Raw genomic sequence first — 26,121 nt, 5'->3', positions numbered from 1 at the left:
ACCGTTGGCGATTTTTGTTGATACAGTTTCTACATTCATCATTTTTTGCCCTGACTTAATTCATATGTCAATATGATGTCATTATCCATAAAAAATAGGCGAATGATAACTGAGCAAGGGCTTAAAAACAAACGCTTTTATATGATAAATCGTTATGGTTAGCATAGCCGAATGTTAGCTATGCGAAGCCATAAACTCTTGTACTCTCACTGATTTTGGGTTGTCAAAAACTTCTTGTGGTGTCCCCATCTCCTCGATGCGCCCTTTGTGTAAAAACACCACTTGGCTAGACACTTCACGGGCAAAACGCATCTCATGAGTCACAATCAACATGGTACGCCCTTCTTCTGCCAGCTCACGCATCACCGCCAGCACTTCATTAACCAGCTCAGGGTCAAGTGCTGAAGTCGGTTCATCGAACAACAACACTTGAGGTTGCATCGCCAACGCACGGGCAATTGCCACCCGTTGACGTTGACCACCTGATAAATTACCAGGGTAAGCATCTTGTTTGTCTAATAGCCCAACTTTATCCAGCAGGGTTTTGGCTTGGTTAATGGCTTGCTCTTTGGGGACTTTAAGGACTTGAGTTGGCCCTTCGATGATGTTTTGCAAGATGGTTTTGTGCGGCCAAAGGTTAAAGTTTTGGAACACAAAGCCCACTTTGGCACGAAAAGCATCTAACTGTTTGCTGTTGGCGGCTTGTAAATCACCTGATTTGCTTGGCTTTAGTATCAACTCTTCATTGCCTAGGTGAATTTTGCCTTGCGATGGGTTTTCAAGCAGATTGATACACCGTAATAAGGTAGATTTGCCTGAACCCGACGAACCTAAAATCGAAATCACATCACCGTCATAAGCGGTCAGCGACACGCCTTTTAATACTTCAAGTGAGCCATAACTTTTATGGATATCATCTAACTGTAACGCAATGGGGCGTGAGTGAGTGGGGTGCGAGTGTGGGCTTGTGTTTGGGGTACTTGTACTTGGGGCGCTTGTGTTTGGGGCAATGGTGCTTGGGGTAATTAAGTTAGTCATGGCAGTCGTCATTGATTTTTACGTCGTTAGCGGGTGAATGGTTGGCGGGTGAATGTCCATATTTTATGCTGTCAATGATACGATAATTGACAGTCGTTTATGATGATAAATTATTGTCGCTGAAGCAGCATTAAAACACAAGTGCCATCGCATGTCATCACATTAAACAACATGTCATCACATTAAAAACCTAAAATCATAAAAATGGGCGTTTGGGTCATGGATAACAATGGATAACATGCGCAGCTGGCTTATCACACTAAAAGCCAATCTTGCTTAAGTGTCAAGGCATTCTTACTTAAGTATTGCTGTAGTAATTGGTTACAATCTTACTGTGTCGTTACAATATAAAAATACGAGAAAAATAAATGCTAAGTCGTTGATTTCACTATGATTTTACGCCATCATGGTGTTTTATGGATTGTAACATTGTGCATGGCTTAGGTTAAAAAATGTTTGAGTTGAGCAAATGGGAATGTTAAGCTAGGGGTATGTTTTGGCTAACATTTGTACACTCAATTGTGTGTTTAGATGTACCAAGTCATCGATTTGCCAAGTTAATGTTGGCTCAGCAAATGTTAGTTTTTGTTTATTAAGCTTCTTATTTATCGTTTCATGCTTATCACAGATAATAGGGAATTTTTATGGCGTTTTTTAAGATGACCGTTAAGACGACAGTAAAGGCAGTATTGATGACCGCTGTTCTGAGCTTGGCAAGTGTATCACAAGCTGAACTTATCTCAAATGTGCCACTGGATTACTCTCGTTTTGACTTAATGGGTGCTGAACAGTTGGTACAACTTGCCAACCAAAATAACCAACATGCTCAGTTTTATTTGGCAAAACGCCTACAAAAAGGACAAGGTTTCACCCCCGACCCTGCCAAAGCAGTGCATTGGTATACTCGTGCTGCTAACCAGGGCGTTATCCCAGCTCAGCTAAACTTAGGCAAAATGTATGCCATGGGGCAAGGCGTGCCTGTTAATGAACAACAAGCTCGCTATTGGCTAGAAAAAGCCACCATGCACGGCGACAACCGTGCCAGCTATCTGCTCGCCATGATTGAAGAAAAGCAACAAAAACTGGTTGATGCCTATAAATGGTATGATTTGTCAGCTCGTGATGGCATGCTCGATGAGCGAGTACGCAATAAGGCTCGTGGTAAAATTGGTCAGCTGGCACTCAACCTAAGCTCAAAAGACATCACCAACGCTCGCAATCAAGCAACCAGCTGGCTGCAAAACAAATAAATCAACTTGGCTTCCCATTGCTTCCATATGACAGCCACATAACCAGCACATTACAAGCATTCACACATCACAAGCACATGATAAACGCCCCAATTATTTGGGGCATTTCAATTATTTAGGGCATTTGGGATTTGTTACTTATTCCAAATCTTACGGTATTTTGCTTCTAACGCTTCTGGGCTTTCGACACGTTCGGGGTCTTTGATGATGCAATCAATGGGGCAGACTTTATCACAAGTGGGCTCATCATAAAAGCCCACGCATTCGGTGCATAAATCAGGGTTGATGACGTAAGTTTTTTGTCCTTTTTGGTCATAGCTGATGGCATCATTGGGGCATTCTGGCTCACAGATGTCACAGTTAATGCAGTCTGTTGTTATCTTCAATGCCATGTCAATATTCTCCTAAAAGCCAGCCACTAATACAGGCAAAATACTCACGAAACCACGCATTATAACGGATTGATGACGGTGTTGCACTTGCCACCATGCTCACCTGCTCATAGCCTTGATGATGAGCAATGGCAGATGCACGAATGGTATGAAAATCACTGGTAACAATGGCAATGTGGTCATGCAAGCCAATGCCCTGCTGGTGCAAAATCGCTTGGCTAAATTTTAGATTTTCTTCGGTGCTGGTACTGCGTCTTTCTTGATGAATGGCAGCCACTGGCACACCATGTATGCGTGTCAGATAGGTTGCCATGATTTCTGCTTCACTTTGGTTTTTACCCCGCGCAACCCCCCCACTGACCACCAACACCGCCTTAGGGTGAGTGTGATACACATGAACGGCGGTGTCTAAGCGGTTTGCCAGCGTGGGTGTGGGCTTACCTTCTGTCGTGCCTGAGCCTAAAATAATGATGGCAGACAAAGGTGTGTGCGACTGCACCACATCACTTGTCATTCGCTGTTGTAATGCAACAAAAAACAACCCCAAACTTACCACCCAAGCCACAAATCCTATCCATGCCAGCCACCATAAGCGATTTGCCCATCGGTTTAATCGCCGATACACCGCTAGGCGTTGCCAATAAATGCCCAGCCACAACAACACAACCGCTAACAGAAACAGCACAACCGTGCCAAAGTGGATTTTTCCCATAGGTCATGAAAATTGACTATAATGATTTCAGATGGGTGAAATGTACCATTTTTATATGGTGTTCGCCATGTTCATCTAAACACACAAAACTGACATACATAAAACTGACGGTAAACAAACTCATGGCAATCAAAGACTGGCACGAAGATGACCGCCCCAGAGAAAAGTTATTAAAATTGGGCGCGTCTGCTTTAAGTGATGCAGAAATTTTGGCGATATTTTTGCGGACAGGGACAAAACAACAATCCGCCATTGAGCTGGCTCGTTGGTTGATTGAACAGTTTGGCAGTTTGGCAGAGCTGTTATCCGCCCCCAGTCATGCGGTGCTGGGGTGTCATGGCATTGGCACTGCCAAATACGCCCAAATGATGGCAAGTTTGGAGATGGGCAAACGCTATCTGGACAGTCAGCTAAAAACAGGGCAACCACTTAACCAATCACAACTGGTCAAAGATTATGTAACAACACAGTTAAGAACCCAACCCAATGAAGTTTTTGCGGTGCTCTGTTTGGACAGTGAGTTAAGGCTGATTGATTATCAAGTGTTGTTTGTCGGTGGGATTACCCATTGTTCGGTGTGCATTCGCCAAGTGTTAAAACACGCCTTAAGCCACATTGCCACATCACTTATCATCGCTCACAACCACCCCCAAGCAGATGCCACACCTTCTGTTGCTGACGACAGCTTAACCAAAGATTTGTATCAGGCTTGTCGGTTAATTGACATTGATTTGATTGACCATATCATTGTTGGCAAAAATGCCACTTTCAGCTATGCCGAAAGCGGTCATTCTCCCTTTTGAGTTTTATTTGAAATATTTGGCGGTTTGGCGAGTTGTTTGGCTGTTTATGTAGTCATTTGGTTATTTGGTGGTCATTTGGCCATTTTGTTACCCAGTATGTATTGAATCCCATCTGACTAGCCTTTAAGCTAGCATTTAAGGTTGAATGCTTGGTATTTTAGTATTTGTATTTGATTGCTTTTTGGGAAAATGTGTCTATGTTTGCTTGGATATGGTTGCTGTTGGTAATTGCACTACAGTTAGTTGCATTGGTATTGATATTTTTATGGCAACCGCCCCGTATGATGGCAACGGTCATCTTAGCCGTGGTGGTTTTGGTAACGGGGTTTTTGACCCCTTGGTCGTTACTTTTGGGCATACCGTTATTACTGGCTGCCTTGGTGATTACCATTGATACGCTTCGTCAAAACTGGATTATCAAGCCTGCCTATCACCATTTAAGTACTGCCATGCCTCCAATGAGCGATACCGAGAAAGAAGCTTTAGATGCTGGCAGCAGTTGGTGGGAAAAAGAGCTGTTTATGGGCAAACCAGATTGGCAGACATTTGCTAATTATCCCTACCCCACATTGACAGCACAAGAGCAAGCTTTTTTAGATAATGAAGTCAACACCCTATGTGCCATGGTCGATGAATGGCAGATTAACCAAAACAAAGGCTTAAGCGATGATGCTTGGCAATATATCAAATCTCAGGGGTTTTTGGGGCTTATCATTCCTAAAGAATATGGCGGCTTGGCGTTTTCTGCTTATGCCCAAAGTCGAGTGATGAGCAAAATCGCTTCTCGTTCGGTTACCACCGCCGTTACTTGTATGGTGCCTAATTCATTAGGGCCTGGTGAGCTGTTGATGAAATATGGCACAGAGGAACAAAAAAATCGATGGCTACCAGGGCTTGCCAAAGGCAAGGAAATTCCTTGCTTTGGGCTGACAGGCCCTGAAGCAGGCTCAGATGCTGGGGCAATCCCTGACACAGGCATTGTTGGTTTTGGTGAATATCAAGGCAAGCAAGTGTTGGGGCTGATGATGAACTTCTCCAAACGTTGGATTACCTTAGCACCCATTGCCACGGTGGTGGGCTTGGCGTTTAAGTTATATGACCCTGATGGGTTGTTGCCCAAATATTGTGCCAAAGAGCTTGGCATTGACACAGATGGCATTGACACAGACAAGGCGCATAAAGTTGATTATGGCATCACCTGTGCGTTAATCCCCGCTGATCATGAGGGTGTGGTGATAGGGGGCCGTCATTCGCCAAGTGGCTCACCGTTTATGAATGGCACGGTAACAGGCTCACACGTGTTTATCCCACTGGATTTTATCATTGGTGGGGTGAAAAATGCTGGCAAAGGTTGGCGAATGCTGATGGAGTGCTTGGGTGTTGGGCGGGGCATTTCACTGCCTGCCCTATCAACCGCTAATGCAGAAATGGTGTATCTCACCACAGGGGCATTTGCCAAGGTGCGAGAGCAATTTAAGGTGTGTGTTGGTGAGTTTGAAGGCGTGCAAGAGGTCAGCAGTGACATCGCTGCCAATGCGTATCTACTCGAAGCTTTTCGCCATTTGGTTACTTGCGGTCTTGACCAAGGCGGTACGCCATCGGTGATGACCGCCATGGCAAAATACCACGCCACCGAGACCATGCGTGTCTCAACCAATCACGCCATGGACATCGTGGGTGGTCGTGGCATTCAACAAGGGCCACGCAACTTTTTGGCAAATATCTACCAATCCATTCCTGTTGCCATCACCGTGGAAGGGGCAAACATCTTGACCCGTTCATTAATGATATTTGGTCAAGGGGCAATGCGATGCCACCCATACCTATACGATGAACTACAACTACTACAAACCAAGCCAACTGACAAAACCTTGGCTGACTTTGATAAACTGTTAACCCAACATTTATCTTACAGTGCCAACCGTGCTGCCACCGCTTTTGTGGCAGGGTTGTTTGGTGGTGCAAACGACAGTCCTCCATTTGCTGACCATTTTAGCAAGCCTTATTATCGCCATATTAACCGCCTAAGTGCCGTTTTTGCCACCACCGCTGACATGGCGTTGGGCATTTTAGCAGGAGATTTAAAACGCAAAGAGATGCTATCAGGGCGATTGGCGGATATCCACTCACAACTGTTTATGATGACAGCCGTGCTACAATTTTATGCCCACGGTTCACAAAGCCAAAGTGAACAGCAACATGCCAAGCTGGCATTGGATAACGCATTATATGCCATTCAAGAAGCATGTTTTGATTTGTTTGCCAATTTTCCCAACCGCCTACCAGCCACGTTGGTTAAGTTGTTGACCTTCCCACTTGGTCGCTCGTTTGCCAAACCCACCGATGAACAGCGTCGCCAACTTGGCTCATTGTGGCTGACCGATGCTGATGATAATCCCTTTCGTCAGCAACTTAAAACCATGGTCTATTATCAAACTGACGCCGATGACGTAACAGGACGCTTAGAAAACGCCTACCAAAAACTGCTTGCCATTGAACCATTATGGAAACGCTTTAAAAAAGCCGAAAGCAAAGGGCAATTTACTGGCATCAGCTTTGAAGACCATGTGGTAGCAGCGGTGCAGACAGGATTTATCAGCGAAGAAGAATCAGAAGCCTTAATTGACTATAACGGCTTGCGATTTGACAGCTTGTTAACCGATGTGTTTGATGAGACACTCACGCAAGTACAGTACCGTCATAACCCACATAGCCCTGAAAACGCCATCAACAATCTGACGGCATATATGAAACGCACCATGGGCAATCTGCAAACAACCACATCACCCCAAATCACTGACCCAAACTCACCAGTCCTTGATGTGCATGATGGCACGTCAATGGCATCAAATCAGCCACCAAGTCAACCACCAAGTCAACCAATGCCACAAGCGCCACAAGCCCAACCACCCATTCAAACACAACAAGCATTGTTACACTCACAACAAACAACATCAGCGTCTTTTGACCATTCTTTGACATCAAACCATTCTTTGATATCAAACAATGATGATAACGATGGCAATGACAATCATCATATTAACCATAATGACCTTGGCAACACCACTGTGGTGCTAACAGATGACCCCTCATTGACCGATTATGCCCATCAAACCATTGACGAGGCAGCCATTGACGAGCCAACCATTGACGAGGCAAAGCCATCTCAAGACAATGAGCATATAAACAGCCCATTAAGCGAGCGTGAAATGGATGCGGTGGACATCTTAAACATGCGTATGCGACAAAGACGCAATAAACGCTCACAAGATTAGTCAAACTTTAAAAAGCTAAATTCACATGCCAAATTTACCCAAATTTACATAACAAAGTAGGCATTTGGCAAAATTTAGGCTAATATGAGAACATTACCACCTGATTTTGCAATGTTTGTCCGATGCCAGGAAGGTCATGGACAAGCGTTGCGTGGTAATCGTTTTTAAATCACATCATGCAATCAATGCAATGGAGAAAATAACCATGAATCACGACACCCCAAACACAAACAAACAACCCATCGCTTTAGTCACTGGTGCATTGGGTGGTATCGGCACTGCCATCTGTCGCAAATTGGTGGATAACGGCTATCAAGTCATTGCCACTTTAAGCAAACACGACCCAGAACGTATCCAACAGTGGTGTGAAGATTATGGTTTTAACCCTGATGATTTTGAATTCATCGCTTTAGATGTCAGTAACCATGATGATGCCACCCAACTGTTAGAAGCCACCTTAAACAAATATGACAGCATCGATGTTCTAATCAATTCAGCAGGCATCACCCGTGACAGTACCTTTAAAAAAATGACCTTTGAGCAGTGGAAAGAAGTCATTGATACCAACCTGACTTCATTGTATACCGTGGTACGCCCTGTTTTTTTACGCATGCTTGAACAAAATCACGGTCGCATCGTCAACATAAGCTCAGTGAACGGTTTACGTGGGCAATACGGACAGACCAACTATTCTGCCACCAAGGCAGGCATCATTGGCTTTAGCAAAGCATTGGCACACGAAGGTGCAAAATCCAACGTTACTTGCAACGTGGTTGCCCCCGGTTACACCATGACTCCCATGGTTGCCAAAGTTCCTGAAAAAATACTTGATAAAATTCGCACCAGCATTCCCATGGAGCGTCTGGCAGCTGCTGAAGAGATTGCCGCTGCTTGTATGTATTTGATAAGCCCTGAAGCCATCTTTGTAACAGGTGAGACAATATCGGTCAATGGTGGGCAGTACATGTCCTAAATAGCAACCTACCAAACAGTAACCTGAGTAAAAAAACGCATCATATTAAAACATGATGCGTTTTTTTTGGTTTTTTTAGATGAGCCATTAGCCACTGCCCTTAATGACTAACTGTTAATGGCTGACCGTTTAATAGCTGACATTTGCCCCGAGCATAAAGTTTCGCCCCATCTGTGGCATGTCTGGGAAAAATGTTTCGTGAGCAAAGACTTTATCGTTTAATAGATTGTTGGCATTAAAAAATACCTGAACCGAGCCTGCTTGATGGCTTGGCTTGTGCTGATAGTTAAGCCCCAAATTCACCAAGTTATGAGCTGGGGTTGGGCGTTCAAAATTCGCCAATTTATCTTGTTTAAAGGTATGGCGATATTCCAAAGACCCTGACCAATTTGCATTAACATTGGCGGTTAATTTCATGCCAAGGCGTTTTGGTGGCAGTCTTGGCGTATGGCTGTCTGGCTGTTTGATGAGAGGACGGTTACCATACGCATCGGTTCTGCCTTGTTTGTCAGGCAAATTGGTGAGTTTGCCACGAATATAATCACCAAATAACGCCACATGATACACATCATTAATCTGATAACCGATGTTGGCATCAAATCCATAAAATTTCGCCGCTGCTTGTTCATAGCGTGCGGTTTTTAAGTCTTTATCATGACGCATGCCACGCAAACCTTGCTTATACTGCGATAATGTTTGTAAAAACACATAGTTATCAAAATCATAATGATAGCCCCCAAGGCGATAATCCCATTTATCACCTTGAAATGTCAGCCCCAAATCAATGTTGTTGGATTTTTCTTTGTTTAAAAAGCGGTTACCAATTTCAAAAGAGTTGGTGGCAAGGTGCATGCCGTGAGCATACAATTCCTGAGCATTGGGCAGGCGTTCTTGATGCGACAGATTCAGCGATAATTTATGTTTGGGCGTTAATTGTAAATGCGTCCCAACAGCATACGAGCGTGCAGTTTGTTTTTGGGGGTTTAAAGTACCACTGTCAAGCAATCGTTTAAAGCGTATGTCTGGTTCATGAGCGGTTGCCAAACCTTTGTCCAAGCTCTGATAAATGGCGTCTTTGTCATAATCCATGGTGATGGTTTGTTTCTCAATGCGAGCGGCGGCGTCAACTGTCAGCTTGTCATTGGGCTTGTATTCTTCAAACCAAAACACACTGCTTGTCTTGGTTTTATTATTGTGCAAGATGTTTTGGGTGTCTTGTTTATTGCCATCTTCATAACGAGGTGGCACAAGTCCGCTATTTTTTGAGGTGAGATAACCGATCCCAAACACCCCGCTAAACTTGCCCATCGGCGTATGAATGGGGGTATGTGAGGCTTCCAGACGCCACACATTGGCTTGATTGTCAAAAAAGCTGGTCTTCTCACCCCCATCTATCTCATCATGATGATAATCCGCTTTGCCCATGCTGGCTCGGATTTTATCAATGCCAGCAAACGGTGCATGGATTTGCCCTTGCACATCATAACGCTTCATTTTCAAATCAATCCACGGTTTGCCATGCTCGTGGTCGTGGTCATGAGCATGGTCATCATGTGTATGGCATTCAAGCCCTGCATTGTCAAACTCTAAGTCATCATTTTCCATCAAAAAAGGATACAAACGCAAATATGGCTTGTATTGTAAGGCGGACTGAGAAATGCCATGTACGCTACATTCTTCATATTCATGTGAATGGTTGGGCAGGCCATATTTGTCTCGGCGTAAGTTCACCGACGCCCCCAAAAAGCCTTGATTGCCAACCCATGACACGCCAAGCGTTCCTGCGTTTGATTTGGCATGGCTGTCTGGCAGATGTTTTAAGGTGTCTTTATAGATGAATTCTGGCTGAGTGTCATCGTATTCAGATTCTTCGTTAAAGACAAGGCGGTCAAAGCGTGGCGTTTTATAGTCTGCTGCTTGTTTGGACAGCCCTGCAACACGCACTGCCACATGTTCTCCCAGTGGGGCTTCGGCACTGGCGGTGATTAATTTTTCACGGTTGGCACTGCTAAGACGCACCGCCGCATCACCTTGTAATTTGCTGGGCAATTTGCTGGGTATTTTGTCATCAACGACATTGACCACGCCTGCTGAGTTGCCAGAGGCGTACAACAAGGCACCAGAGCCTCGCACAATCTCCACCTGTTTTGCCAGTGTGGTATCCACCGCTATGGCATGGTCTGGCGATAACCCAGACATGTCCACAACCTCTGAGCCGTTTTGTAGGATTTTAAGGCGTTTACCCTCCTGCCCACGAATGATGGGGGCTGATGCACCGCCACCAAAATGGTTAGAATGAACACCAAGCTCACCTGCCAAAGCATCACCTAGGGTGGTTGCTCGTTGTTGCAACTCACTTTTATGAATCAAAACACCTGACACATTAGGGCTTTCACCCAATAAGTGACTGGTGGCAGTGTCATTATTATCTGAAGTAAATGTTAAGGCATTTAGTTGAACCAAGGGCAGTTTGGCATTAGAAGGGTGATGGTTTGAGTCTGTGGTTGCGGTTGGGTCTGTGGCTGCATGGGCTGACGATACGCCCATGCTCAAATGAATGATGCTGACATTGATGGCAAACAATGCTTTTGGCAATGCTTGCGACAATGCTTGAGATAAAGAAGACTGGGTGAAATGGGTAAAATTTTTCATGATGATAGGTCTATGATGGATAACATGGGTTGGTTAATATGAAATGATTAAACTAAAACGTTATATTATTACATTTTACCAAAAAAACCCAGTTTTCATAGCTTAACCATGAATAAATTTTTTTTAAATTTTTTTGTTGTGGTCAGCTCATCTCTGAGCAACCTGTTTAACCAACATTCAGCTAATCGTCCAACAAATCCATCTGCTCAGCTGTTTGATACAACATGTTACTGCGGTTGCCAGTACGACAAAACATCAACACAGGTTTATCAGACTGGTTATAAAATTTGGCAAACTCTTCTACTTGAGTTTGAGTCAACTGCCCACCTGCAAATAAAATGGCTTTATACGCCAACCCAGCTTCTTTGGCAGCTTGTTCGATATCAGCATTGTGGGGTTGATTGGCTTCTTCACCATCAGGACGGTTGTTGATTAACGTTTTAAACCCTTGCTTGGCAATGTCTTTGACTTGTTGTGGCTGGATTTGGGCGGAGAATTGTATGGTGGTGGTCATTTGATGTCCTTATTTCATTGATTAAAGCATTTCATTGATTAAAGTTTGATTAAAGTTCAATCAAAGTTTGGCAAAGCTTATCATATCAGCATGATGACGCTTTTTTGTCATGGATTGATGCCATTTAAACCCAAACAACCCTAAGTGGGTAACTTAGCACTTGGCTTGCCTACCATTTGCATCAACTGCTCAAAGTTACTGACCACGGCATAAGTGATGGGCATGGGCTGTTTATCCGCTGTCTCATCTGTTTGACTTTGCCTTAGTTTATCAAAAAACACCCCAGCACTGGCAATCTTTTGTTTTTCACGCTCTCGTAAGTCAATGGCATGGGTTGAGCCTTTGGTTTCAGCGACAAAATACACATGATGAACGCTGTCTTGGTTAAAAGCGATTGCCCAGTCAGGATTATAGCTCCCAAATGGGGGTGGTATGGTGAAGTTTTTGGGCAATTTGGCATACACCACCACGTCATTACTCGATGATGGGGTGTCCTTTTTTGTCTTTGATAATGTTGCCGCTCGCGTCGGTTTTTGCTTTTTCGCTGATGCAGTGGGGGAACAGCTGACAGATGCGGTCAATGTTGTTATCCACCAGGTTTGGGGTGTGCATTTTGGGTATGGGGGTATCCTTTTTGGGTGTGTGGCAATGGTTTGTATTATGGCACATGATTGAGTTTATCTGCCTGAGTTTTTAAGCTGTTTTTAATTAAGCTATTTTTTAAGTTCTTGCACCGCTTTTATCGTGCTTAAATACACCTTACCAGATAACTGCTTGATGACATCGGTATGCTCGATAACGTCCATCACAGGACCTTTGATAACCGCATAGTGCAAACGCTTGTTTTGGCTGACCAAAGCGTGATTTAACTCAATTAACATCTCTTGAGCGGTCAAATCAATGTGATTGACCGCTGACATGATGATGATTATCTCGCTGGCCTGGGGCTTGGTTTTAATGGCACTAAATAATTGCATCTGTACCGATTCACTGTTACCAAAAAATAAACTTTCATCTATCCGCATAATCAGCAGGTTGTCAAAAGTTTGCACATCATGACGGTTGATGTTGCGAAAATGCTCTGTTCCCTCAAGCACACCAACAATGGCAATGTGTGGTTGGCTGGACTGCCAAATCAAACTGGCAAATGATGCCAACAGCCCCAGTACCAAACCCATGTTTAGCCCAAACACCAGCACCGCCACAAAGGTTACCGAAAAGCTGATGGCATCTAGCCTATCCACTCGCCATGCGTGAATAAAGGTTCGCCAGTCAATCAGGCCAATGACAGATGACATGATGGTTGCCCCCAATAACGCATATGGCAAGGGCGACATCAATGGTCCTAAGACCAACAACGCCGATACCATCACACCCACAGTTACCACGCTGGCGATGGGGGACTTTGCCCCAGAATCGACATTGATGGCGGTGCGAGAGACCCCCCCAGCAATGGCAAAACTCTGAAAAAAGCCTCCCACCAAATTGGCAAGCCCTAACCCCTTTAGCTCCAAACTGGCATCAAACCGCTCACGACGCAAACGGGCATAATGGCTTGCCACCGAATGACTGGACACAAAAATAATCAATGCCATCAGCCCCACATTGGGCAATAGCGTCATCAGCTCATCAACTTTAGGCATGGCAGGCAAAGACCAGTGGGGCAAACCGCTAGGAATGATGCCAATGACCTTAACACCTTGATTGCCCCAACCAAAAAGATGACTCAATCCGATAAAAACAACCACCAAACCCAACGGAAACAGTCGCTCTGCCCATTTGGTATCAGCTTGATTAAGCCAAAAGCCCCATAGCCAACCTTTGGCATGGCGATTGAGCAATAACAGCACAAAACCCACTGCCCCTAAGAGCGTGGTTAGCCCATGAAGCTGGTGAATATGACCAATAAACCCATGTAAATAACTCAACAGTGTGTTACCACTAAAAGGCACGCCAGTTACGTATTTTAGCTGACTGATGAATATCAGCACCGCCGCCCCACTGATAAAACCTGATGCCACCCCACGGCTGATAAACTGGGTAACCCAACCCAACTTTAACCACCCTGCTAAACATAACATCACCCCCACCAGCACCGCTTGTAGGCTTGCCATACTGACATAAACCGCCACCCCCCTATCAGCATAAGGGGCAAGACTACTGGCAGTCATGATGGCAGCAATGGCAACAGGGCCGACCGCCTGTACCATACTGGCACCTGCCCACGCATATACCAGCACAGGCACGATGGCAGCATACAACCCATATTCAGGAGGCAACCCTGCCAATGTTGCATAGCCCAAACTTTGCGGAATGACCAGTATCCCCACCACCAAGCCTGCAATCACATCACTGGGCAGATTGGCAAGTCGATACTCACGCAACCAAACAGGTACGGCTAACACAGAAAATAAGGACAATAGCGAAGATACTAACGGCAATTTGGTCAATGGACAACGAGACATGATGGACAACCGTCAGATGGCATAAATAGACAATAGAAGAAAAATAGACAATAAATAAAAACCATCAACGCTCCAGACAAAACCGCTGATACAATAACTGCAATAACGCCATCGCATCATCATTGGTAATGTGGTAATAGATTTGCTTACCATCACGACGAGTCGCCACCATGTTCTGTTTACGCAATATGCCCAATTGTTGCGATAGGTTGGGTTGCCCCAAACCAATTTTCTGCTCAAGTTCACTGACACAATACTCCCCTTGGGTCAGCTGACACATCAACAGCAAGCGATCAGGGTGGGATAAAGACTTCAGCAGTTGGCTGGCATCAAATATGACGGCTTGCATCTGACGCATCAAATCATCATCTTGGCATGAGTGAATGCCATTAATACCATCAATGGCAGATGTCTTTGGGGTATCATTCATGGGGGTCTCTGACTGATTCATGACGGTTTTATCATCTTAATTACATGATGGTTTATCTTATTATCAGTAATCGCATGATGCGTGTCAATATTATTGCGTTTTTTACATTATATATATTTACATATTGATATGTCCATGCTAAGCTAATTTTCTTAAGATATTTAAGACAGAAATTAATCGCAGGAACAGTTATGCAGGTGCATTCTTTTTTACATCAAGATACCGAAACTTATACGCACATTTTGGCAGATGCTGATGCTGGCGTGTGTGCCATCATCGACCCTGTGTTGGACTTTGATGCCAAATCAGGGCACACGTCAACCACCAGTGCCAATGACGTGATTGATTTTATCAAACAGCACCACTGGCAGGTTAATTACATCATTGAAACCCACGCTCATGCTGACCATTTATCCGCCGCACCACACATAAAAGCCGAACTTGGCGGTAAATTGGTGATTGGTAGGCACATTACTGGGGTGCAAACCATCTTTAAAGAAGTGTTTAACCTAGATGCCCACTTTAAGACCGATGCCAGTCAGTTTGATGTCTTGACAGACGAAGACAGTCAACTTAAGCTAGGCAAAATCACCATCACCGCCATGCACGTACCAGGGCATACCCCTGCTGACATGGCGTATGTGGCAACTGATGAAGAAAAAACAGTGGTGTTTGTGGGGGATACGTTATTTGCCCCTGACGTGGGAACAGCTCGTTGTGATTTTCCGGGGGGAGACGCAGGCACGCTATACGACTCTATCCAGCGTTTGCTGACTTTGCCTGATGACACCTTAATGTATTTGTGCCATGACTATCCCAGTGGCGGTCGCACCTATACCCCTTCCACCACGGTGAGCGCTCAAAAACAGAGCAACATTCATGTTAAAGATGGGATAAATAAAGAAGAATTTGTGGTCATGCGTGAACGGCGTGATGCCACCCTTGCGATGCCCCATTTGATATTGCCATCGATACAAGTCAATATCCAAGCAGGCAAGATGCCCGAACCTGAAGACAATGGCACACGCTACCTTAAAATTCCGTTAAATGTGTTGGGCAAATAACATCAACAAATCACATAAGCGTTTTTTACCACAACACGTTTTTTATCAGAGCAAAGGAGATAATCATGAAAATCAATGTCGGACAAACCGAACGTGCGTTACGCATCATCATTGGGGTGGTGATATTGGGATTAGGACTATATTTTCAAAACTGGTGGGGGCTGGTTGGGTTGATACCTTTGGTAACAGGTTCTATCCGTTTTTGCCCCCTATACAGATTATTGGGAATAAACTCTTGTAAAAGATAATCGCCAACCTATTTTTGCTTTTTGCCAATGCCTTTTGCCAATACTTTATCCAACACATCAGCAAACCGCTGTACCGTGCCATCAATGTCTTTAAGTTTGTCCAAGCCAAACAACCCCAAGCGAAAGGTCTTAAAGCCATCTGGTTCACCCACTTGCAACGGCACGCCAGCGGCTATCTGCACCCCCTCTTGGGCAAAGGCCTGACCCTTGTGCATGGCATCATCATCGGTATAGCATACCACCACCGCAGGGGCTTGCCAGCCATCTGCTGCCACGCTGTCGATGTCATTATCTTCTAACAAATCACGGATACGGTTACCAAGCTCCCATTGGCGAGATTTTAGCTCATCATAGCCAATGGCTTTGGCTTCCATCACCACATCACGGAACTGACGTAAGCCATCAGTGGGCATGGTGGTGTGATAGGCGTGTCCGCCATTTTCATAAGCTTGCATGATGGCAAGCCACTGCTTTAAATCACAGCTAAAGCTGGTCGACTCACTGGCATGTACCGCTTGCACCGCTTGCGTATTCATCATCACAATGCCTGCACAAGGGGTACTGCTCCAGCCCTTTTGTGGGGCAGAGATGATGACATCAATGCCTAACGCTGTCATGTTTAGCCAAACACAACCGCTGGCGATGCAATCAATCACCAATAACCCACCCACAGCATGCACAGCATCGGCAAGCTGTTTGATGTAGTCATCACTTAAGATGATGCCAGAAGAAGTCTCAACATGTGGAGCGAACACCACCGACGGACGGTATTGTTCAATTTTGGCAATGGCTTGCTCAATTTTGACAGGAGCAAAAGGCAGATTGTCCGTGGTCGGTTCACTCTCATTAACCACTTGCTGAGCAGGCAACACGTTTGTGTCATCGGTGATGTGCCCTTTTTCAAGGATTTGCGTCCAGCGATAGCTAAAATAGCCGTTACGCAAAATCAGCACCCGCTGATTGCTTGCCAGTTGACGAGCCACCGCTTCCATGGCAAATGTGCCAGACCCCGGCACAATCGCCACCGCATCAGCATGATAGACATGCTTCATCTCAGTGGATAAGTCACGCATGACCTGTTGAAAGGACGTTGACATGTGATTTAACGCTCGGTCGGTATACACCACCGAATATTCAAGTAAGCCATTGGCATCAATGTCCGTACGTAAGGCAGGCATGTGGTCTCTCCTTATGATTGCTTGTGATTGGTTTACCGCAAAATCTCAGCGTCCATTGTCCATTTGGTACAAAGTTTATCATAATTTGTGTCAAGATTTATTAAAAAACCAACCGTCACAAACGAGCCAACACATTGATAAGTTGCCAATGCCTTGCATCTACTTGGTCTTGCCAGACATTGACTGTCAGATTCCTAGAAAATGGTTCAACAATCTTAAACCGCAACTGCACCACCATCGGATAAACCGCAGACTCTGACAGATAACCTTGCCATAGCTGAGGGTCAGTATTTTGGCGATGGTGTCTTATCAACCAAGTTGCTTCGATGGATTGATTCTGATGGGTCGCTTGTTCATAAATATTGACAGTCATCACTGACTTGGGCGGTTCGGTCAAGTGGCTAATTCTGCCTTGTCGTATTTGCCACACACTCAATAAAACCACCATCACACCGAGTATCAGCCAACCCATTAAAGTCAAATTTTGTGTCACACAAACCATCACAACCGACAGCATGACCATCAGCACAATGCCATATTTTAACCAACTGGGTCTGATGACACAGTCAATCCGCCAGTGTGCGTCCGAGTACCCGTCCAAACCATCATCAGACATCAAGATTGCACCAGCTGTTTTAGCTTGGCAATCAGATTGGCAACGTCTGTCTCAGCTGGCTTATCCAAGTCCATAAAAAAATTAAGTAAATCTGGATCTTCATGGCTTAACAGTTTTGCAAAGGCGTGTTGCTCAGCATCAGATGCGTGTAAGTAATGCTGTTTCACATACGGATCGATAAAAATATCCAGCTCTTTTAAGCCCCGTCTGGCCTGGTAGATGATTTTTCGTTGCTCTATCGTGGGTTCAAGCTGTGTGGTCATGTTGCTGTCCGTCATTAAAGGGTCTGTTGTAAAAAAACCTGTTCATAAATTGCCAATGCTTGGCAGGTCATGGCAACATTATGGGTACGAATGATGCTCGCTCCTTGTTGCACCGCCAATAACGCTGCTGCCACACCCACAGGGTCACGGTCTTTCACTGTATGCCCAATAAAAGCAGGTGTGCCACTGTTGTCTAACACTTCTCCCAAAAAGCGTTTGCGAGAGACCCCAAACAGTATCGGTAAGTCAAAACAGCCAAATGCCTGTAATTGCCTTAACAGTTGACAATGGTGTTGATAATGTTTGGCAAAACCAAAACCAGGGTCAATGATGATGTTATGGCGGTTTACCCCTTGTGCGGTCACGGCATCGACACGTTGGCTCAGCTCTGTCAGCACATCAGTTAACACATCATCATAATTTGCTAACTGATTCATGGTGGTAGGCTCACCACGCATGTGCATCAGCACCACAGGCACAGCCAAATCTGCCACCACTTGCACCGCACCTTCTCGCTTTAACGCTCTCACATCATTGATGATGTCTGCCCCTGCCTCAATTGATGCCATCATCACTTTGGGATTACTGGTGTCAATCGATAGCCACACGTCATCGCCAAGCTGGTTACGAATGGCTTGTACCACAGGCACAACACGTTCAAGCTCTTGGTCGGTACTCACCACATCAGCATTAGGACGAGTGGATTCCCCACCAATATCAATGATGCTGGCCCCTTGTGCCATCATTTGCTTGGCATGCTTGACAGCCAACGCAACACTGTCATGCTCACCACCATCAGAAAACGAGTCTGGGGTTACATTCAGTATGCCCATGATTTGCGGTTTGGCCAGCGACAGACATTTATTACGATAACAGAGGGTGTGGTTAGGCAATGGGTACATAAAAAATGGCATAGAAACTGGCATGGTAAAACTCTGGATAACACTTAACTTTTAACTTTGGCTAATGGTCAGCCATTCAATGATTAACGATGAAGATGACTGATGCTGGTCAATCAATGCAAAAAAAGCCCTTTATGCCAAGATACCAACACGATAAAGGGCCATTGATGACCAATGTCAATGATGAGTGATGCAAAATCTGTATTGACAGATTCATTCACATCGCTTTTATTCACATCGCTGGTAAAGGCGGTGGCATACTGCCTGATGACCCTGAATCGCTGGTATTTTCTTGAACAGCAGGCACATTGATGGGCTGATAAGTCTTAGGCTCACGAGGCTCATTACCTGCCATGATGTCTTGCAATTGGTCACGGTCAATCGTCTCCCACTTCATCAAGGCATCAACCATCATGTGCATTTTTTCTTTATTACCCTCAATCAACTCACGGGCAATGTCGTATTGTTCTTCTAGCATGCGTCTCACTTCATCATCGACTTTTTGCTGAGTGGCTTCTGAGATGGTGCGTGAGCTGCCACCAAAGTAGCCTGATTGTTCATCATCTTCATACACCATGATGCCCATCGCATCAGACATGCCATATTTGGTAACCATGGCTCGTGCCATTTTGGTGGCACGCTCAAAGTCATTCGATGCGCCAGTGGATTTTTGATTGATAAAAACTTCTTCAGCAATACGTCCACCAAATAAGATGGCAATGTCATTGAGCATTTTTGACTTATTATGACTGGTTTGGTCATGCTCAGGTAATTGCCATGTGACACCCAACGCAAAGCCACGAGGCATGATTGTTACCTTATGAACAGGGTCAGTTCCTGGAAGTAACTCAGCCACCAAGGCATGACCTGCTTCATGATAAGCGGTGGCACGGCGTTCTTCTTCTCTTAGCACCATTGACTTACGTTCAGGGCCCATATACAGCTTGTCTTTGGCTTCTTCAAAGTCATTCATGTCCACATGGGTTTTATCCCGACGAGCAGCAAACAATGCCGCTTCATTGACAAGATTGGCCAGTTGAGCACCACTAAATCCCGGCGTGCCACGAGCCAACGAATTAACATCAACGCCCACCGTTTGTGGCAGTTTTTTAAGATGTACGTTTAAGATTTGCTCACGTCCTTTGATGTCTGGTAATCCTACTTGTACTTGACGGTCAAAACGACCTGGACGCAATAAGGCTTTATCCAACACGTCCACACGGTTGGTGGCAGCAATCACGATAACGCCATCATTACCTTCAAAACCATCCATCTCAACCAATAATTGGTTTAAGGTCTGCTCACGTTCATCATTGCCACCGCCCATACCCGCACCACGATGACGACCAACGGCATCAATCTCATCAATAAAGATGATGCAAGGGGCATTTTTTTTGGCTTTTTCAAACATGTCACGCACCCGTGATGCCCCCACACCAACAAACATCTCCACAAAGTCAGAGCCAGAAATGGAGAAAAATGGCACTTTGGCTTCACCAGCAATTGCTTTAGCAAGCAATGTTTTACCTGTGCCTGGTGGTCCTACCATCAAAATACCCCGAGGGATGGTCGCCCCAAGCTTGGTAAATTTGTCTGGATCACGCAAGAAATCCACCACTTCCACCACCTCTTGCTTGGCTTCTTCTGCCCCTGCCACATCGTCGAAGGTTACTTTGATTTGGTCTTCAGTCAGCATTTTGGCTTTAGATTTGCCAAAGCTCATCGGGCCACCGACTCGCCCACCGCCGCCACCTTGCATGTTACGCATAAAGAACAAAAATAAGCCAATAATCAATAACACTGGGAAACTGGCAATCAACAACTGCATCATCACACTTTGACGTTCAGGGGCTGCTCCTTGTACTTCAACATCATGCTCAATCAGCATGGGCATTAAACTATTATCACTAATGGCAGGGCGAATGGTCTCAAACTCTGAGCCATTCTTTTTTTCACCCTTTATTTGCTCACCATCAATCTTAACCTTGACGACTTGGTCATTTGATACCGCTGTTACAAATTCAGAATAGTTCATCGTGTCAGGTTCTGACCTTTGGTCAAAACCACTAAATATCAGCACCAGCACGCCAATGACCACCAGCCATAGTAGGGTGTTTTTTACCATATCATTCACAGTGTGTGTCCTTTACGGTGTTACTCTTGTTAGTATTACATGTGTGTTAGTATTACATGTGTTAGATGGCATGTATGAATGCCACATATGTTTGTGTTGCGGTTTATGTTGCATCAGCATCATGCCAGCTCTCAATCGCAACCAGTGGAGAGCAAAATAGACAATCTTACTAATATAGCATGATATGCGAGCAAAATCGCCACAATTCAAGTCTTAACTCACAATTCACTAAATACCATCTTATTTGTCATATGACCACCTTTTTGTCATATGATTACCTTATTAGTCATACGACAATGTGGCAATTTTTTCTTATCAATCTTTCTTATCAGTTTTTCTGATTAAACTTAACCTGGGCATGTCAATCTACTTTATCGCAACCCAAAACATCTCTCGACTGCGAGGTCTTGAAGCATCAGGCTTAATGCTACGAACCTTACTGAATTTTTTTTGCATTTGTTGTCTAAGTTCTTGTGCCCCCTCCCCTTGAAATACTTTCATAATCAGCGCACCGCCATCAGGCAACACCGACAACGCAAAATCCACTGCCAACTCACACAGATACATCATGCGTGGCTGGTCAACTGCTGAGTTACCTGACGTGTTGGGTGCCATGTCCGACAGCACCACATCTACCTGCCGCCCTCCCACTTCTGCCATAATCGCATCAAACACTGCCTGCTCACGAAAATCCCCTTGGATAAAGGTCACGTTTTCAAGTTTATCCATTGGCAAAATATCTGATGCCATCATCACCCCCGCATCACCAACGATACGCCCTGCCACCTGCGACCAGCTACCGGGAGCAGCGCCTAAGTCCACCACCGTCATGCCTGATTTTATCAGTTTCATTTTGTCGTTAATTTCGATAAGTTTGTAAGCTGCACGGGCACGATAGCCGTCTTTGTGGGCTTTTTTGACATAGTAATCGTCCAAATGCTCTTGTATCCACGCTCGACTGCTTTTGGACAATTTTTTATTTTTAATTTTGGTTGCCATGGGCGCTTCCTTTAAAACATACCAACTAAAACATACCAATCCAAAATACCATTTTAACATGTTAGCATGACATGGATTTGGTTGATGATTGATGGAAAACTGGTTTTACCGCTAGATTTTTACCATCAGTGCTTTATAATGGCACACAGTCATTGATAGACACCAACCTGATAAACATCAAGCTGATAAATACTCATAGGATACCAGTCAAACATCATGTCAAACATCAACACCCAAAAACTTGATAACGACACCCTAAAACGCCTAAGAGGCATCGGTCATAAACTAAAGCCCATTGTCAGCATTGGCGGACAAGGACTAAGCCCAAGCGTATTGGGTGAGCTGGAACGTGCGTTAACCGATCATGAATTGGTCAAAGTCCGTCTGCCAGCAGGTAGTAAAGAAGAACGAGATGCCCTATCTGCCCAACTGGCAAAAGACAGCCAAGCCCTATTGATACACCATGTGGGACGCATGGCCCTGTTGCTACGCCACAACCCACAAGCCAACCCAAAACTGTCTAACTTAGTGCGTTTTGGCGGATAATGACAGCGTCATCGGTCAGATTTGGTTCAGCTGTGTTCAAGCAAGTTCATGTGTCTGTCTTTTACCAAGAGTCTTATCCCTTACTTTGCCCTTCAGTGGCATTGATAACCTTACGGCAGCCACACCCCCATAACCATCTACCCACAAACCCACATATCCATGTTGCCATCAGCCAAAGGGTGGACTGTCTGTGTTTAAGCTATTTTATTGAAAAAAAACCTTGGCTGACACTAGATGACCCATCAACCACTCAGATAAAGAGACAAGATAACCTATGGGAGAAAAACTGTCTAGAGTGCTTTGTGGCATTATCAGAAGACAGCGAGTATTTGGAAGTGAATGTCAGCCCAAACGGAGCGTATAACATTTATCGTTTTGATGACTATCGCTCACCCAAAAACATGCCTCCCACACAAGACACATTAGCGTCTTTATGGATACCAATGGCACTGCCAACACAAATAACAACACCAACACCGATGACACCCATGCCAAATGACCATTCACAACAAGCATCACAACAAGCATCACAACAAACAAATTGGCATTCACGTCATGTTGCCATCAAGTTGGGCGATTACCGCCAGCTTTATGCCCGTCAAAATAAAATCGCCAAATTCCACCAAATCCACCCTTGTGTGATTTTATATCGAGATGACCAACCCATTTATTATGCCCCACATCATGCCAGTCCACCTGATTTTCATGACAGACAATATTGGCAAGATTGGCATAATTACCACAATCAGCAAGATTGAGAAAATTCAAACAAGACATGGCATGACTGATAACTTATTAATAAACACAAAAAACTGGCGATAATGCCAGTTTCTTATGGGGTTGGTGATGAGTTTTGTGATGAATTATTGATGACATGGCTGGTTTGACAGTCAGTTATTCTGCCATTGCCAGATAAGTGCCAGATTCAGACGCATTGTTCAAGTAACGGTTATCACGCCATGTGGTATAAGTGACCGCCCCACTATAGGGGTTAATGTCGTTTTGACGAAAATCAGATACCCAGTTTTTGCCGTCCCAAATTTGGATATGACCATGTGGGTAGCGTGATGTGCGGTCAAACACCACCACATCACCCACTTGTGGACGGCTATTATTACTGATTTTACTAAAACCTGCTTGTGCCAAAGTCCCACGACTGGCATATTGGTAAGCAGAAGCGTTGGGAGTGAACTGATATCCTGCTGCCTGTAATGCTTGACGTACATATCTGGCACAATAGCCACTGCTACGAGAACGAGAGCCTGCTGCACGAGACGCATGAGCAGCAGCAATCGATGGGGCAGTCGTACTGTCAATGTTTAATGCCGATAAAATATTGCCCTGTTGTTGGGTCTGAGCGGCTAAAAAAGCATCACGAGTTTTTTTAGCACGTTGAGCATCAATTTGATTGTTTCTGTGTTTTGACAACTGGTTAATCATCTCTTCTATGCCGTCTTGATTGACATCTAAGTCACGACGCAACAAATCTAGCTTATCAATTTGTTTGTCCAGCTGATTTTGATGATACACACGCATGGTGGCTTGATTATTGCTGGTGGCAAAGCTGGTGATGGTGGCAAAATCAGTTGTGGCGTCATCATCGCTACCATATTCCATGTCACTTAAAGCGTGAAAACTGCTCAACGTGTCTGCCTGATGGCCAGTGATGTTAGCATGAGCTTGCACCATGCCAAACCCAAATACAGAAATCATCAATAACGCTTGCTTCATAAGTTTTACCTCATTGGTCATCTGTCATAAAACAAATACCAATGCCCTGAACTGTTTGAATGTATTAAAATAAATGTCCCACTTTAATGTCTTTTGAGAACAACCTGATGAACTTTATGAAAAAAACCCCCAATCACCTTGGAGACTACTCCGATAAAACCCGTATTGGTTCATCTGCCGTTTCTGGTCATCTCGGAGACACCTACAGAAAGTTACAAAAAGCGACTTTAGAAATCAGACAGATATTGGCCCAATGGCAACCTAACAGTATCTTAGAACAGTTGTATGTGGTGAACATCAAAGATGATGCGTTAACCTTATCTGTCAAGTCGCACACCGCTGCCAATCATTTACGCTACCAACAACATCAACTCATTGACATATTAAATGACCATGTTCGTCATCATGGAAATTCACAAACCCTTACATTTAAACAACTCAATTCATTAAGGTTTGTGGTCGTGGACTTAAGTCGTCCATGATGAAAGTATTGCTCAATTCTATCTGGTAACTGACTAATATTTCGCTTATCTTTCTGTAAAAGCCTTATGTATCAAGGCATCATCAAAAGATGGGGCAACTATAACATAGCCATTTTAAGTTGTCATCTGATGGCTTTTTTTGGGAATTTTTACTCACGCACACAAACCCAACAAAATTTACATTGTAAAGTTATGTAAAAAACATTGTTGATTTTGTCAAGTTCTGCTGTTTTTTTATGTGTGATTTGTGGTGAGTGTTTGCCTTAAGACCGTGACAATTTTCAATAAAAGGTTGAAATGCCATGATTTTACTGACCATATCAACAGGTTCAATAAAATCAAAAGCAAGCTGAATGATGCCACCACTGTATTTTGTCAATAAAAAGGGCAACCTACATAAATCTTACGTGAATGTTGCCATCATCAATTACGCTCAATCTAATTAATTAGATTATTTAAAATATAATGTTCTTAATTTTTATGTATGTCATATATTGTTACAATTTCAAAGCAATTTGGCTCATTTAAAACTGCTTTTGCCAGCCGATTGTTCAATCCATGACCAGATTTATATGCCTGATAATGTGCCAACAACGGATAACCCATCAATGACAAGTCGCCAATGGCATCTAATATCTTATGTTTGACAAATTCATCTGCCAATCTCAATCCTGTGGGATTGAGTATTTTATCATCATCAACCACAATGGCATTGTCTAAGTTGCCACCCAGTGCCAGATTATTTTGTTGCAAATAAGCAATGTCTTTGGCGAAGCCAAATGTGCGGGCAAGACTGATTTGTGAACGATAATTACCTTGGGTTATTTCGATACTGGCAGTTTGGATACTTTGATTAACCACAGGATGGGCAAAATCAATCTCAAAATCCAAGCGGTAACCGTCATACGGAGACAATGATGCCCATTTGTCATCATCATGCACTTCAATGGTGTTTGTCAAACGCAAGTATCGACGGGGCGTATTTTGTTTCATTTTTCCTGCCTGCTCAATCAACCGTACATAATCTGCTGCACTGCCGTCCATAATGGGAACTTCCGCTGAACTCACCTCTATCAATACATTATCCACACACATGCCAGCCAACGCACTCAGCAGATGCTCCACTGTGGCAATCTGCACACCATCTTTTTGTAAATTAGAAGACAGATGAGTACTGGTAATGAGTGAAGCATGGGCAGGCAAATGAGGTCTGTCGGACAAATCAGTACGCACAAAGACAATGCCATGATTTGGCTTGGCAGGTTGCAAGGTTAAAGTAACAGGTTGTCCACTGTGTAATCCGATATTGGTCACGCTGACAGTTTTGGCAATGGTATGTTGATGAGTGGGATAAGCAGATGGCAGTTTGGATAATGGGTGGTTTTTTCTTTGATGAGTCATGGCAATATTTCAATAATAAACATTCTCAATTACAAACAATTCATCATTATGCC

At 44.3% G+C, this 26,121-nt stretch carries 26 protein-coding genes; 9 read left to right on the top strand and 17 right to left on the bottom strand.

Annotated features, from left to right (window positions below):
• Positions 1 to 174: 174 nt before the first annotated feature.
• On the bottom strand, positions 175 to 1,038 hold the full coding sequence (locus B0682_RS06030) for an ABC transporter ATP-binding protein (protein WP_078307406.1): 864 nt from the start codon (positions 1,036 to 1,038) through the stop codon (positions 175 to 177).
• A 644-nt stretch (positions 1,039 to 1,682) separates the two neighbouring features.
• Here B0682_RS06030 and B0682_RS06025 point away from each other — a divergent pair.
• The gene (locus tag B0682_RS06025) at positions 1,683 to 2,288 is read left to right on the top strand and encodes a tetratricopeptide repeat protein (RefSeq protein WP_240494893.1); all 606 of its coding nucleotides are present in this window, start codon (positions 1,683 to 1,685) and stop codon (positions 2,286 to 2,288) included.
• Positions 2,289 to 2,422: 134 nt separating this feature from the next.
• On the opposite strand, the gene B0682_RS06020 is transcribed toward B0682_RS06025, so the two are convergent.
• Entirely contained in the window at positions 2,423 to 2,680 is a 258-nt protein-coding gene (locus B0682_RS06020) for a YfhL family 4Fe-4S dicluster ferredoxin (RefSeq protein WP_078307404.1), read from the bottom strand.
• A 1-nt stretch (position 2,681) separates the two neighbouring features.
• Complete coding sequence (locus tag B0682_RS06015; RefSeq protein WP_078307402.1) at positions 2,682 to 3,392, bottom strand: YdcF family protein; 711 nt, start codon at positions 3,390 to 3,392, stop codon at positions 2,682 to 2,684.
• 122 nt (positions 3,393 to 3,514) lie between these two features.
• On the opposite strand from B0682_RS06015, the gene radC reads away from it, so the two are divergent.
• The 3 genes from radC to phbB all read left to right on the top strand — a co-directional run bounded on the left by radC (position 3,515) and on the right by phbB (position 8,443).
• Positions 3,515 to 4,195: a RadC family protein gene (gene radC, locus B0682_RS06010; protein ID WP_078307400.1), complete on the top strand. Its 681-nt coding sequence runs from the start codon at positions 3,515 to 3,517 to the stop codon at positions 4,193 to 4,195.
• Positions 4,196 to 4,392: 197 nt separating this feature from the next.
• On the top strand, positions 4,393 to 7,470 hold the full coding sequence (locus B0682_RS06005; RefSeq protein WP_078307398.1) for an acyl-CoA dehydrogenase: 3,078 nt from the start codon (positions 4,393 to 4,395) through the stop codon (positions 7,468 to 7,470).
• A 205-nt stretch (positions 7,471 to 7,675) separates the two neighbouring features.
• Positions 7,676 to 8,443 carry an acetoacetyl-CoA reductase gene (gene phbB / locus B0682_RS06000; RefSeq protein ID WP_143823302.1) on the top strand — a complete coding sequence of 256 codons (768 nt, stop codon included), beginning with the start codon at positions 7,676 to 7,678 and terminating at the stop codon, positions 8,441 to 8,443.
• A 129-nt stretch (positions 8,444 to 8,572) separates the two neighbouring features.
• On the opposite strand, the gene B0682_RS05995 is transcribed toward phbB, so the two are convergent.
• The 6 genes from B0682_RS05995 to B0682_RS05975 all read right to left on the bottom strand — a co-directional run bounded on the left by B0682_RS05995 (position 8,573) and on the right by B0682_RS05975 (position 14,525).
• Complete coding sequence (locus B0682_RS05995; protein WP_240494892.1) at positions 8,573 to 11,095, bottom strand: TonB-dependent receptor; 2,523 nt, start codon at positions 11,093 to 11,095, stop codon at positions 8,573 to 8,575.
• Between the two features lie 181 nt (positions 11,096 to 11,276).
• Positions 11,277 to 11,609 (bottom strand): protein tyrosine phosphatase family protein, encoded by a 333-nt coding sequence (locus tag B0682_RS05990; RefSeq protein WP_078307396.1) that lies wholly within the window; start codon positions 11,607 to 11,609, stop codon positions 11,277 to 11,279.
• 140 nt (positions 11,610 to 11,749) lie between these two features.
• Positions 11,750 to 12,073, bottom strand: a complete 324-nt coding sequence (locus tag B0682_RS05985; RefSeq protein WP_143823301.1) for a restriction endonuclease — start codon at positions 12,071 to 12,073, stop codon at positions 11,750 to 11,752.
• 10 nt (positions 12,074 to 12,083) lie between these two features.
• Positions 12,084 to 12,278 carry a hypothetical protein gene (locus B0682_RS09380; RefSeq protein ID WP_143823300.1) on the bottom strand — a complete coding sequence of 65 codons (195 nt, stop codon included), beginning with the start codon at positions 12,276 to 12,278 and terminating at the stop codon, positions 12,084 to 12,086.
• A 44-nt stretch (positions 12,279 to 12,322) separates the two neighbouring features.
• The gene (locus B0682_RS05980; RefSeq protein ID WP_078307392.1) at positions 12,323 to 14,074 is read right to left on the bottom strand and encodes a SulP family inorganic anion transporter; all 1,752 of its coding nucleotides are present in this window, start codon (positions 14,072 to 14,074) and stop codon (positions 12,323 to 12,325) included.
• 64 nt (positions 14,075 to 14,138) lie between these two features.
• The gene (locus tag B0682_RS05975) at positions 14,139 to 14,525 is read right to left on the bottom strand and encodes an ArsR/SmtB family transcription factor (RefSeq protein WP_411350609.1); all 387 of its coding nucleotides are present in this window, start codon (positions 14,523 to 14,525) and stop codon (positions 14,139 to 14,141) included.
• A gap of 170 nt (positions 14,526 to 14,695) precedes the next feature.
• Here B0682_RS05975 and B0682_RS05970 point away from each other — a divergent pair, with 170 nt between their 5' ends.
• Positions 14,696 to 15,568, top strand: a complete 873-nt coding sequence (locus tag B0682_RS05970; protein WP_078307390.1) for an MBL fold metallo-hydrolase — start codon at positions 14,696 to 14,698, stop codon at positions 15,566 to 15,568.
• Positions 15,569 to 15,633: 65 nt separating this feature from the next.
• Positions 15,634 to 15,816: a YgaP family membrane protein gene (locus tag B0682_RS05965; RefSeq protein ID WP_078307388.1), complete on the top strand. Its 183-nt coding sequence runs from the start codon at positions 15,634 to 15,636 to the stop codon at positions 15,814 to 15,816.
• A gap of 8 nt (positions 15,817 to 15,824) precedes the next feature.
• Here the strand turns inward: B0682_RS05965 and B0682_RS05960 are convergent, their stop codons facing one another.
• The 6 genes from B0682_RS05960 to B0682_RS05935 all read right to left on the bottom strand — a co-directional run bounded on the left by B0682_RS05960 (position 15,825) and on the right by B0682_RS05935 (position 21,908).
• Positions 15,825 to 16,994 carry a pyridoxal-phosphate-dependent aminotransferase family protein gene (locus tag B0682_RS05960; protein WP_078307386.1) on the bottom strand — a complete coding sequence of 390 codons (1,170 nt, stop codon included), beginning with the start codon at positions 16,992 to 16,994 and terminating at the stop codon, positions 15,825 to 15,827.
• A 115-nt stretch (positions 16,995 to 17,109) separates the two neighbouring features.
• On the bottom strand, positions 17,110 to 17,610 hold the full coding sequence (locus tag B0682_RS05955; protein WP_078307384.1) for a hypothetical protein: 501 nt from the start codon (positions 17,608 to 17,610) through the stop codon (positions 17,110 to 17,112).
• Positions 17,610 to 17,873 (bottom strand): FAD assembly factor SdhE, encoded by a 264-nt coding sequence (locus B0682_RS05950; RefSeq protein WP_078307572.1) that lies wholly within the window; start codon positions 17,871 to 17,873, stop codon positions 17,610 to 17,612. Before B0682_RS05950 ends, B0682_RS05955 begins: the two co-directional genes overlap by 1 nt.
• 14 nt (positions 17,874 to 17,887) lie before the next feature.
• Entirely contained in the window at positions 17,888 to 18,799 is a 912-nt protein-coding gene (gene folP, locus B0682_RS05945) for a dihydropteroate synthase (protein ID WP_240494891.1), read from the bottom strand.
• A 208-nt stretch (positions 18,800 to 19,007) separates the two neighbouring features.
• On the bottom strand, positions 19,008 to 20,900 hold the full coding sequence (ftsH, locus tag B0682_RS05940) for an ATP-dependent zinc metalloprotease FtsH (RefSeq protein ID WP_078307570.1): 1,893 nt from the start codon (positions 20,898 to 20,900) through the stop codon (positions 19,008 to 19,010).
• A gap of 375 nt (positions 20,901 to 21,275) precedes the next feature.
• The gene (locus B0682_RS05935) at positions 21,276 to 21,908 is read right to left on the bottom strand and encodes an RlmE family RNA methyltransferase (RefSeq protein WP_078307568.1); all 633 of its coding nucleotides are present in this window, start codon (positions 21,906 to 21,908) and stop codon (positions 21,276 to 21,278) included.
• Between the two features lie 216 nt (positions 21,909 to 22,124).
• On the opposite strand from B0682_RS05935, the gene B0682_RS05930 reads away from it, so the two are divergent.
• Both B0682_RS05930 and B0682_RS05925 read left to right on the top strand, forming a co-directional pair.
• Complete coding sequence (locus tag B0682_RS05930; protein ID WP_078307380.1) at positions 22,125 to 22,454, top strand: YhbY family RNA-binding protein; 330 nt, start codon at positions 22,125 to 22,127, stop codon at positions 22,452 to 22,454.
• Between the two features lie 50 nt (positions 22,455 to 22,504).
• Positions 22,505 to 23,212: a DOMON domain-containing protein gene (locus B0682_RS05925; protein WP_143823299.1), complete on the top strand. Its 708-nt coding sequence runs from the start codon at positions 22,505 to 22,507 to the stop codon at positions 23,210 to 23,212.
• A gap of 136 nt (positions 23,213 to 23,348) precedes the next feature.
• On the opposite strand, the gene B0682_RS05920 is transcribed toward B0682_RS05925, so the two are convergent.
• Positions 23,349 to 24,185 (bottom strand): CHAP domain-containing protein, encoded by an 837-nt coding sequence (locus B0682_RS05920; RefSeq protein ID WP_078307376.1) that lies wholly within the window; start codon positions 24,183 to 24,185, stop codon positions 23,349 to 23,351.
• A gap of 107 nt (positions 24,186 to 24,292) precedes the next feature.
• Between B0682_RS05920 and B0682_RS05915 the strand changes: the two genes are divergently transcribed.
• Entirely contained in the window at positions 24,293 to 24,667 is a 375-nt protein-coding gene (locus B0682_RS05915) for a DciA family protein (RefSeq protein ID WP_158077876.1), read from the top strand.
• Positions 24,668 to 25,138: 471 nt separating this feature from the next.
• Here B0682_RS05915 and lpxC read toward each other — a convergent pair whose 3' ends face one another.
• Positions 25,139 to 26,068: a UDP-3-O-acyl-N-acetylglucosamine deacetylase gene (gene lpxC / locus B0682_RS05905; protein ID WP_078307370.1), complete on the bottom strand. Its 930-nt coding sequence runs from the start codon at positions 26,066 to 26,068 to the stop codon at positions 25,139 to 25,141.
• Positions 26,069 to 26,121 lie beyond the last annotated feature (53 nt).

The sequence above is a fragment of the Lwoffella lincolnii genome (assembly GCF_002014765.1).
GTDB classification, from domain to species: domain Bacteria; phylum Pseudomonadota; class Gammaproteobacteria; order Pseudomonadales; family Moraxellaceae; genus Psychrobacter; species Psychrobacter lincolnii.
The sequence above is the reverse complement of the archived record's forward strand: the minus strand, read 5'-3'. Positions and strand labels throughout refer to the sequence as shown.

What these genes read in the sequence shown, in the direction of transcription:
- radC (WP_078307400.1), top strand. Translation starts at nt 3,515, where the DNA reads ATGGCAATCAAAGACTGGCACGAAGATGACCGCCCCAGAGAAAAGTTA.
- phbB (WP_143823302.1), top strand. Translation starts at nt 7,676, where the DNA reads ATGAATCACGACACCCCAAACACAAACAAACAACCCATCGCTTTAGTC.
- B0682_RS05950 (WP_078307572.1), bottom strand. Translation starts at nt 17,873, where the DNA reads ATGACCACACAGCTTGAACCCACGATAGAGCAACGAAAAATCATCTAC.
- ftsH (WP_078307570.1), bottom strand. Translation starts at nt 20,900, where the DNA reads ATGGTAAAAAACACCCTACTATGGCTGGTGGTCATTGGCGTGCTGGTG.
- folP (WP_240494891.1), bottom strand. Translation starts at nt 18,799, where the DNA reads ATGCCAGTTTCTATGCCATTTTTTATGTACCCATTGCCTAACCACACC.
- B0682_RS05930 (WP_078307380.1), top strand. Translation starts at nt 22,125, where the DNA reads ATGTCAAACATCAACACCCAAAAACTTGATAACGACACCCTAAAACGC.
- B0682_RS05990 (WP_078307396.1), bottom strand. Translation starts at nt 11,609, where the DNA reads ATGACCACCACCATACAATTCTCCGCCCAAATCCAGCCACAACAAGTC.
- B0682_RS05965 (WP_078307388.1), top strand. Translation starts at nt 15,634, where the DNA reads ATGAAAATCAATGTCGGACAAACCGAACGTGCGTTACGCATCATCATT.
- B0682_RS06005 (WP_078307398.1), top strand. Translation starts at nt 4,393, where the DNA reads ATGTTTGCTTGGATATGGTTGCTGTTGGTAATTGCACTACAGTTAGTT.
- B0682_RS06025 (WP_240494893.1), top strand. Translation starts at nt 1,683, where the DNA reads ATGGCGTTTTTTAAGATGACCGTTAAGACGACAGTAAAGGCAGTATTG.
- B0682_RS09380 (WP_143823300.1), bottom strand. Translation starts at nt 12,278, where the DNA reads ATGTGCCATAATACAAACCATTGCCACACACCCAAAAAGGATACCCCC.
- B0682_RS05975 (WP_411350609.1), bottom strand. Translation starts at nt 14,525, where the DNA reads ATGAATCAGTCAGAGACCCCCATGAATGATACCCCAAAGACATCTGCC.
- B0682_RS05960 (WP_078307386.1), bottom strand. Translation starts at nt 16,994, where the DNA reads ATGCCTGCCTTACGTACGGACATTGATGCCAATGGCTTACTTGAATAT.
- B0682_RS05995 (WP_240494892.1), bottom strand. Translation starts at nt 11,095, where the DNA reads ATGAAAAATTTTACCCATTTCACCCAGTCTTCTTTATCTCAAGCATTG.
- B0682_RS05970 (WP_078307390.1), top strand. Translation starts at nt 14,696, where the DNA reads ATGCAGGTGCATTCTTTTTTACATCAAGATACCGAAACTTATACGCAC.
- B0682_RS05980 (WP_078307392.1), bottom strand. Translation starts at nt 14,074, where the DNA reads ATGTCTCGTTGTCCATTGACCAAATTGCCGTTAGTATCTTCGCTATTG.
- B0682_RS06030 (WP_078307406.1), bottom strand. Translation starts at nt 1,038, where the DNA reads ATGACTAACTTAATTACCCCAAGCACCATTGCCCCAAACACAAGCGCC.
- B0682_RS06020 (WP_078307404.1), bottom strand. Translation starts at nt 2,680, where the DNA reads ATGGCATTGAAGATAACAACAGACTGCATTAACTGTGACATCTGTGAG.
- lpxC (WP_078307370.1), bottom strand. Translation starts at nt 26,068, where the DNA reads ATGACTCATCAAAGAAAAAACCACCCATTATCCAAACTGCCATCTGCT.
- B0682_RS05915 (WP_158077876.1), top strand. Translation starts at nt 24,293, where the DNA reads ATGAACTTTATGAAAAAAACCCCCAATCACCTTGGAGACTACTCCGAT.
- B0682_RS05955 (WP_078307384.1), bottom strand. Translation starts at nt 17,610, where the DNA reads ATGTCTGATGATGGTTTGGACGGGTACTCGGACGCACACTGGCGGATT.
- B0682_RS06015 (WP_078307402.1), bottom strand. Translation starts at nt 3,392, where the DNA reads ATGGGAAAAATCCACTTTGGCACGGTTGTGCTGTTTCTGTTAGCGGTT.
- B0682_RS05935 (WP_078307568.1), bottom strand. Translation starts at nt 21,908, where the DNA reads ATGGCAACCAAAATTAAAAATAAAAAATTGTCCAAAAGCAGTCGAGCG.
- B0682_RS05920 (WP_078307376.1), bottom strand. Translation starts at nt 24,185, where the DNA reads ATGAAGCAAGCGTTATTGATGATTTCTGTATTTGGGTTTGGCATGGTG.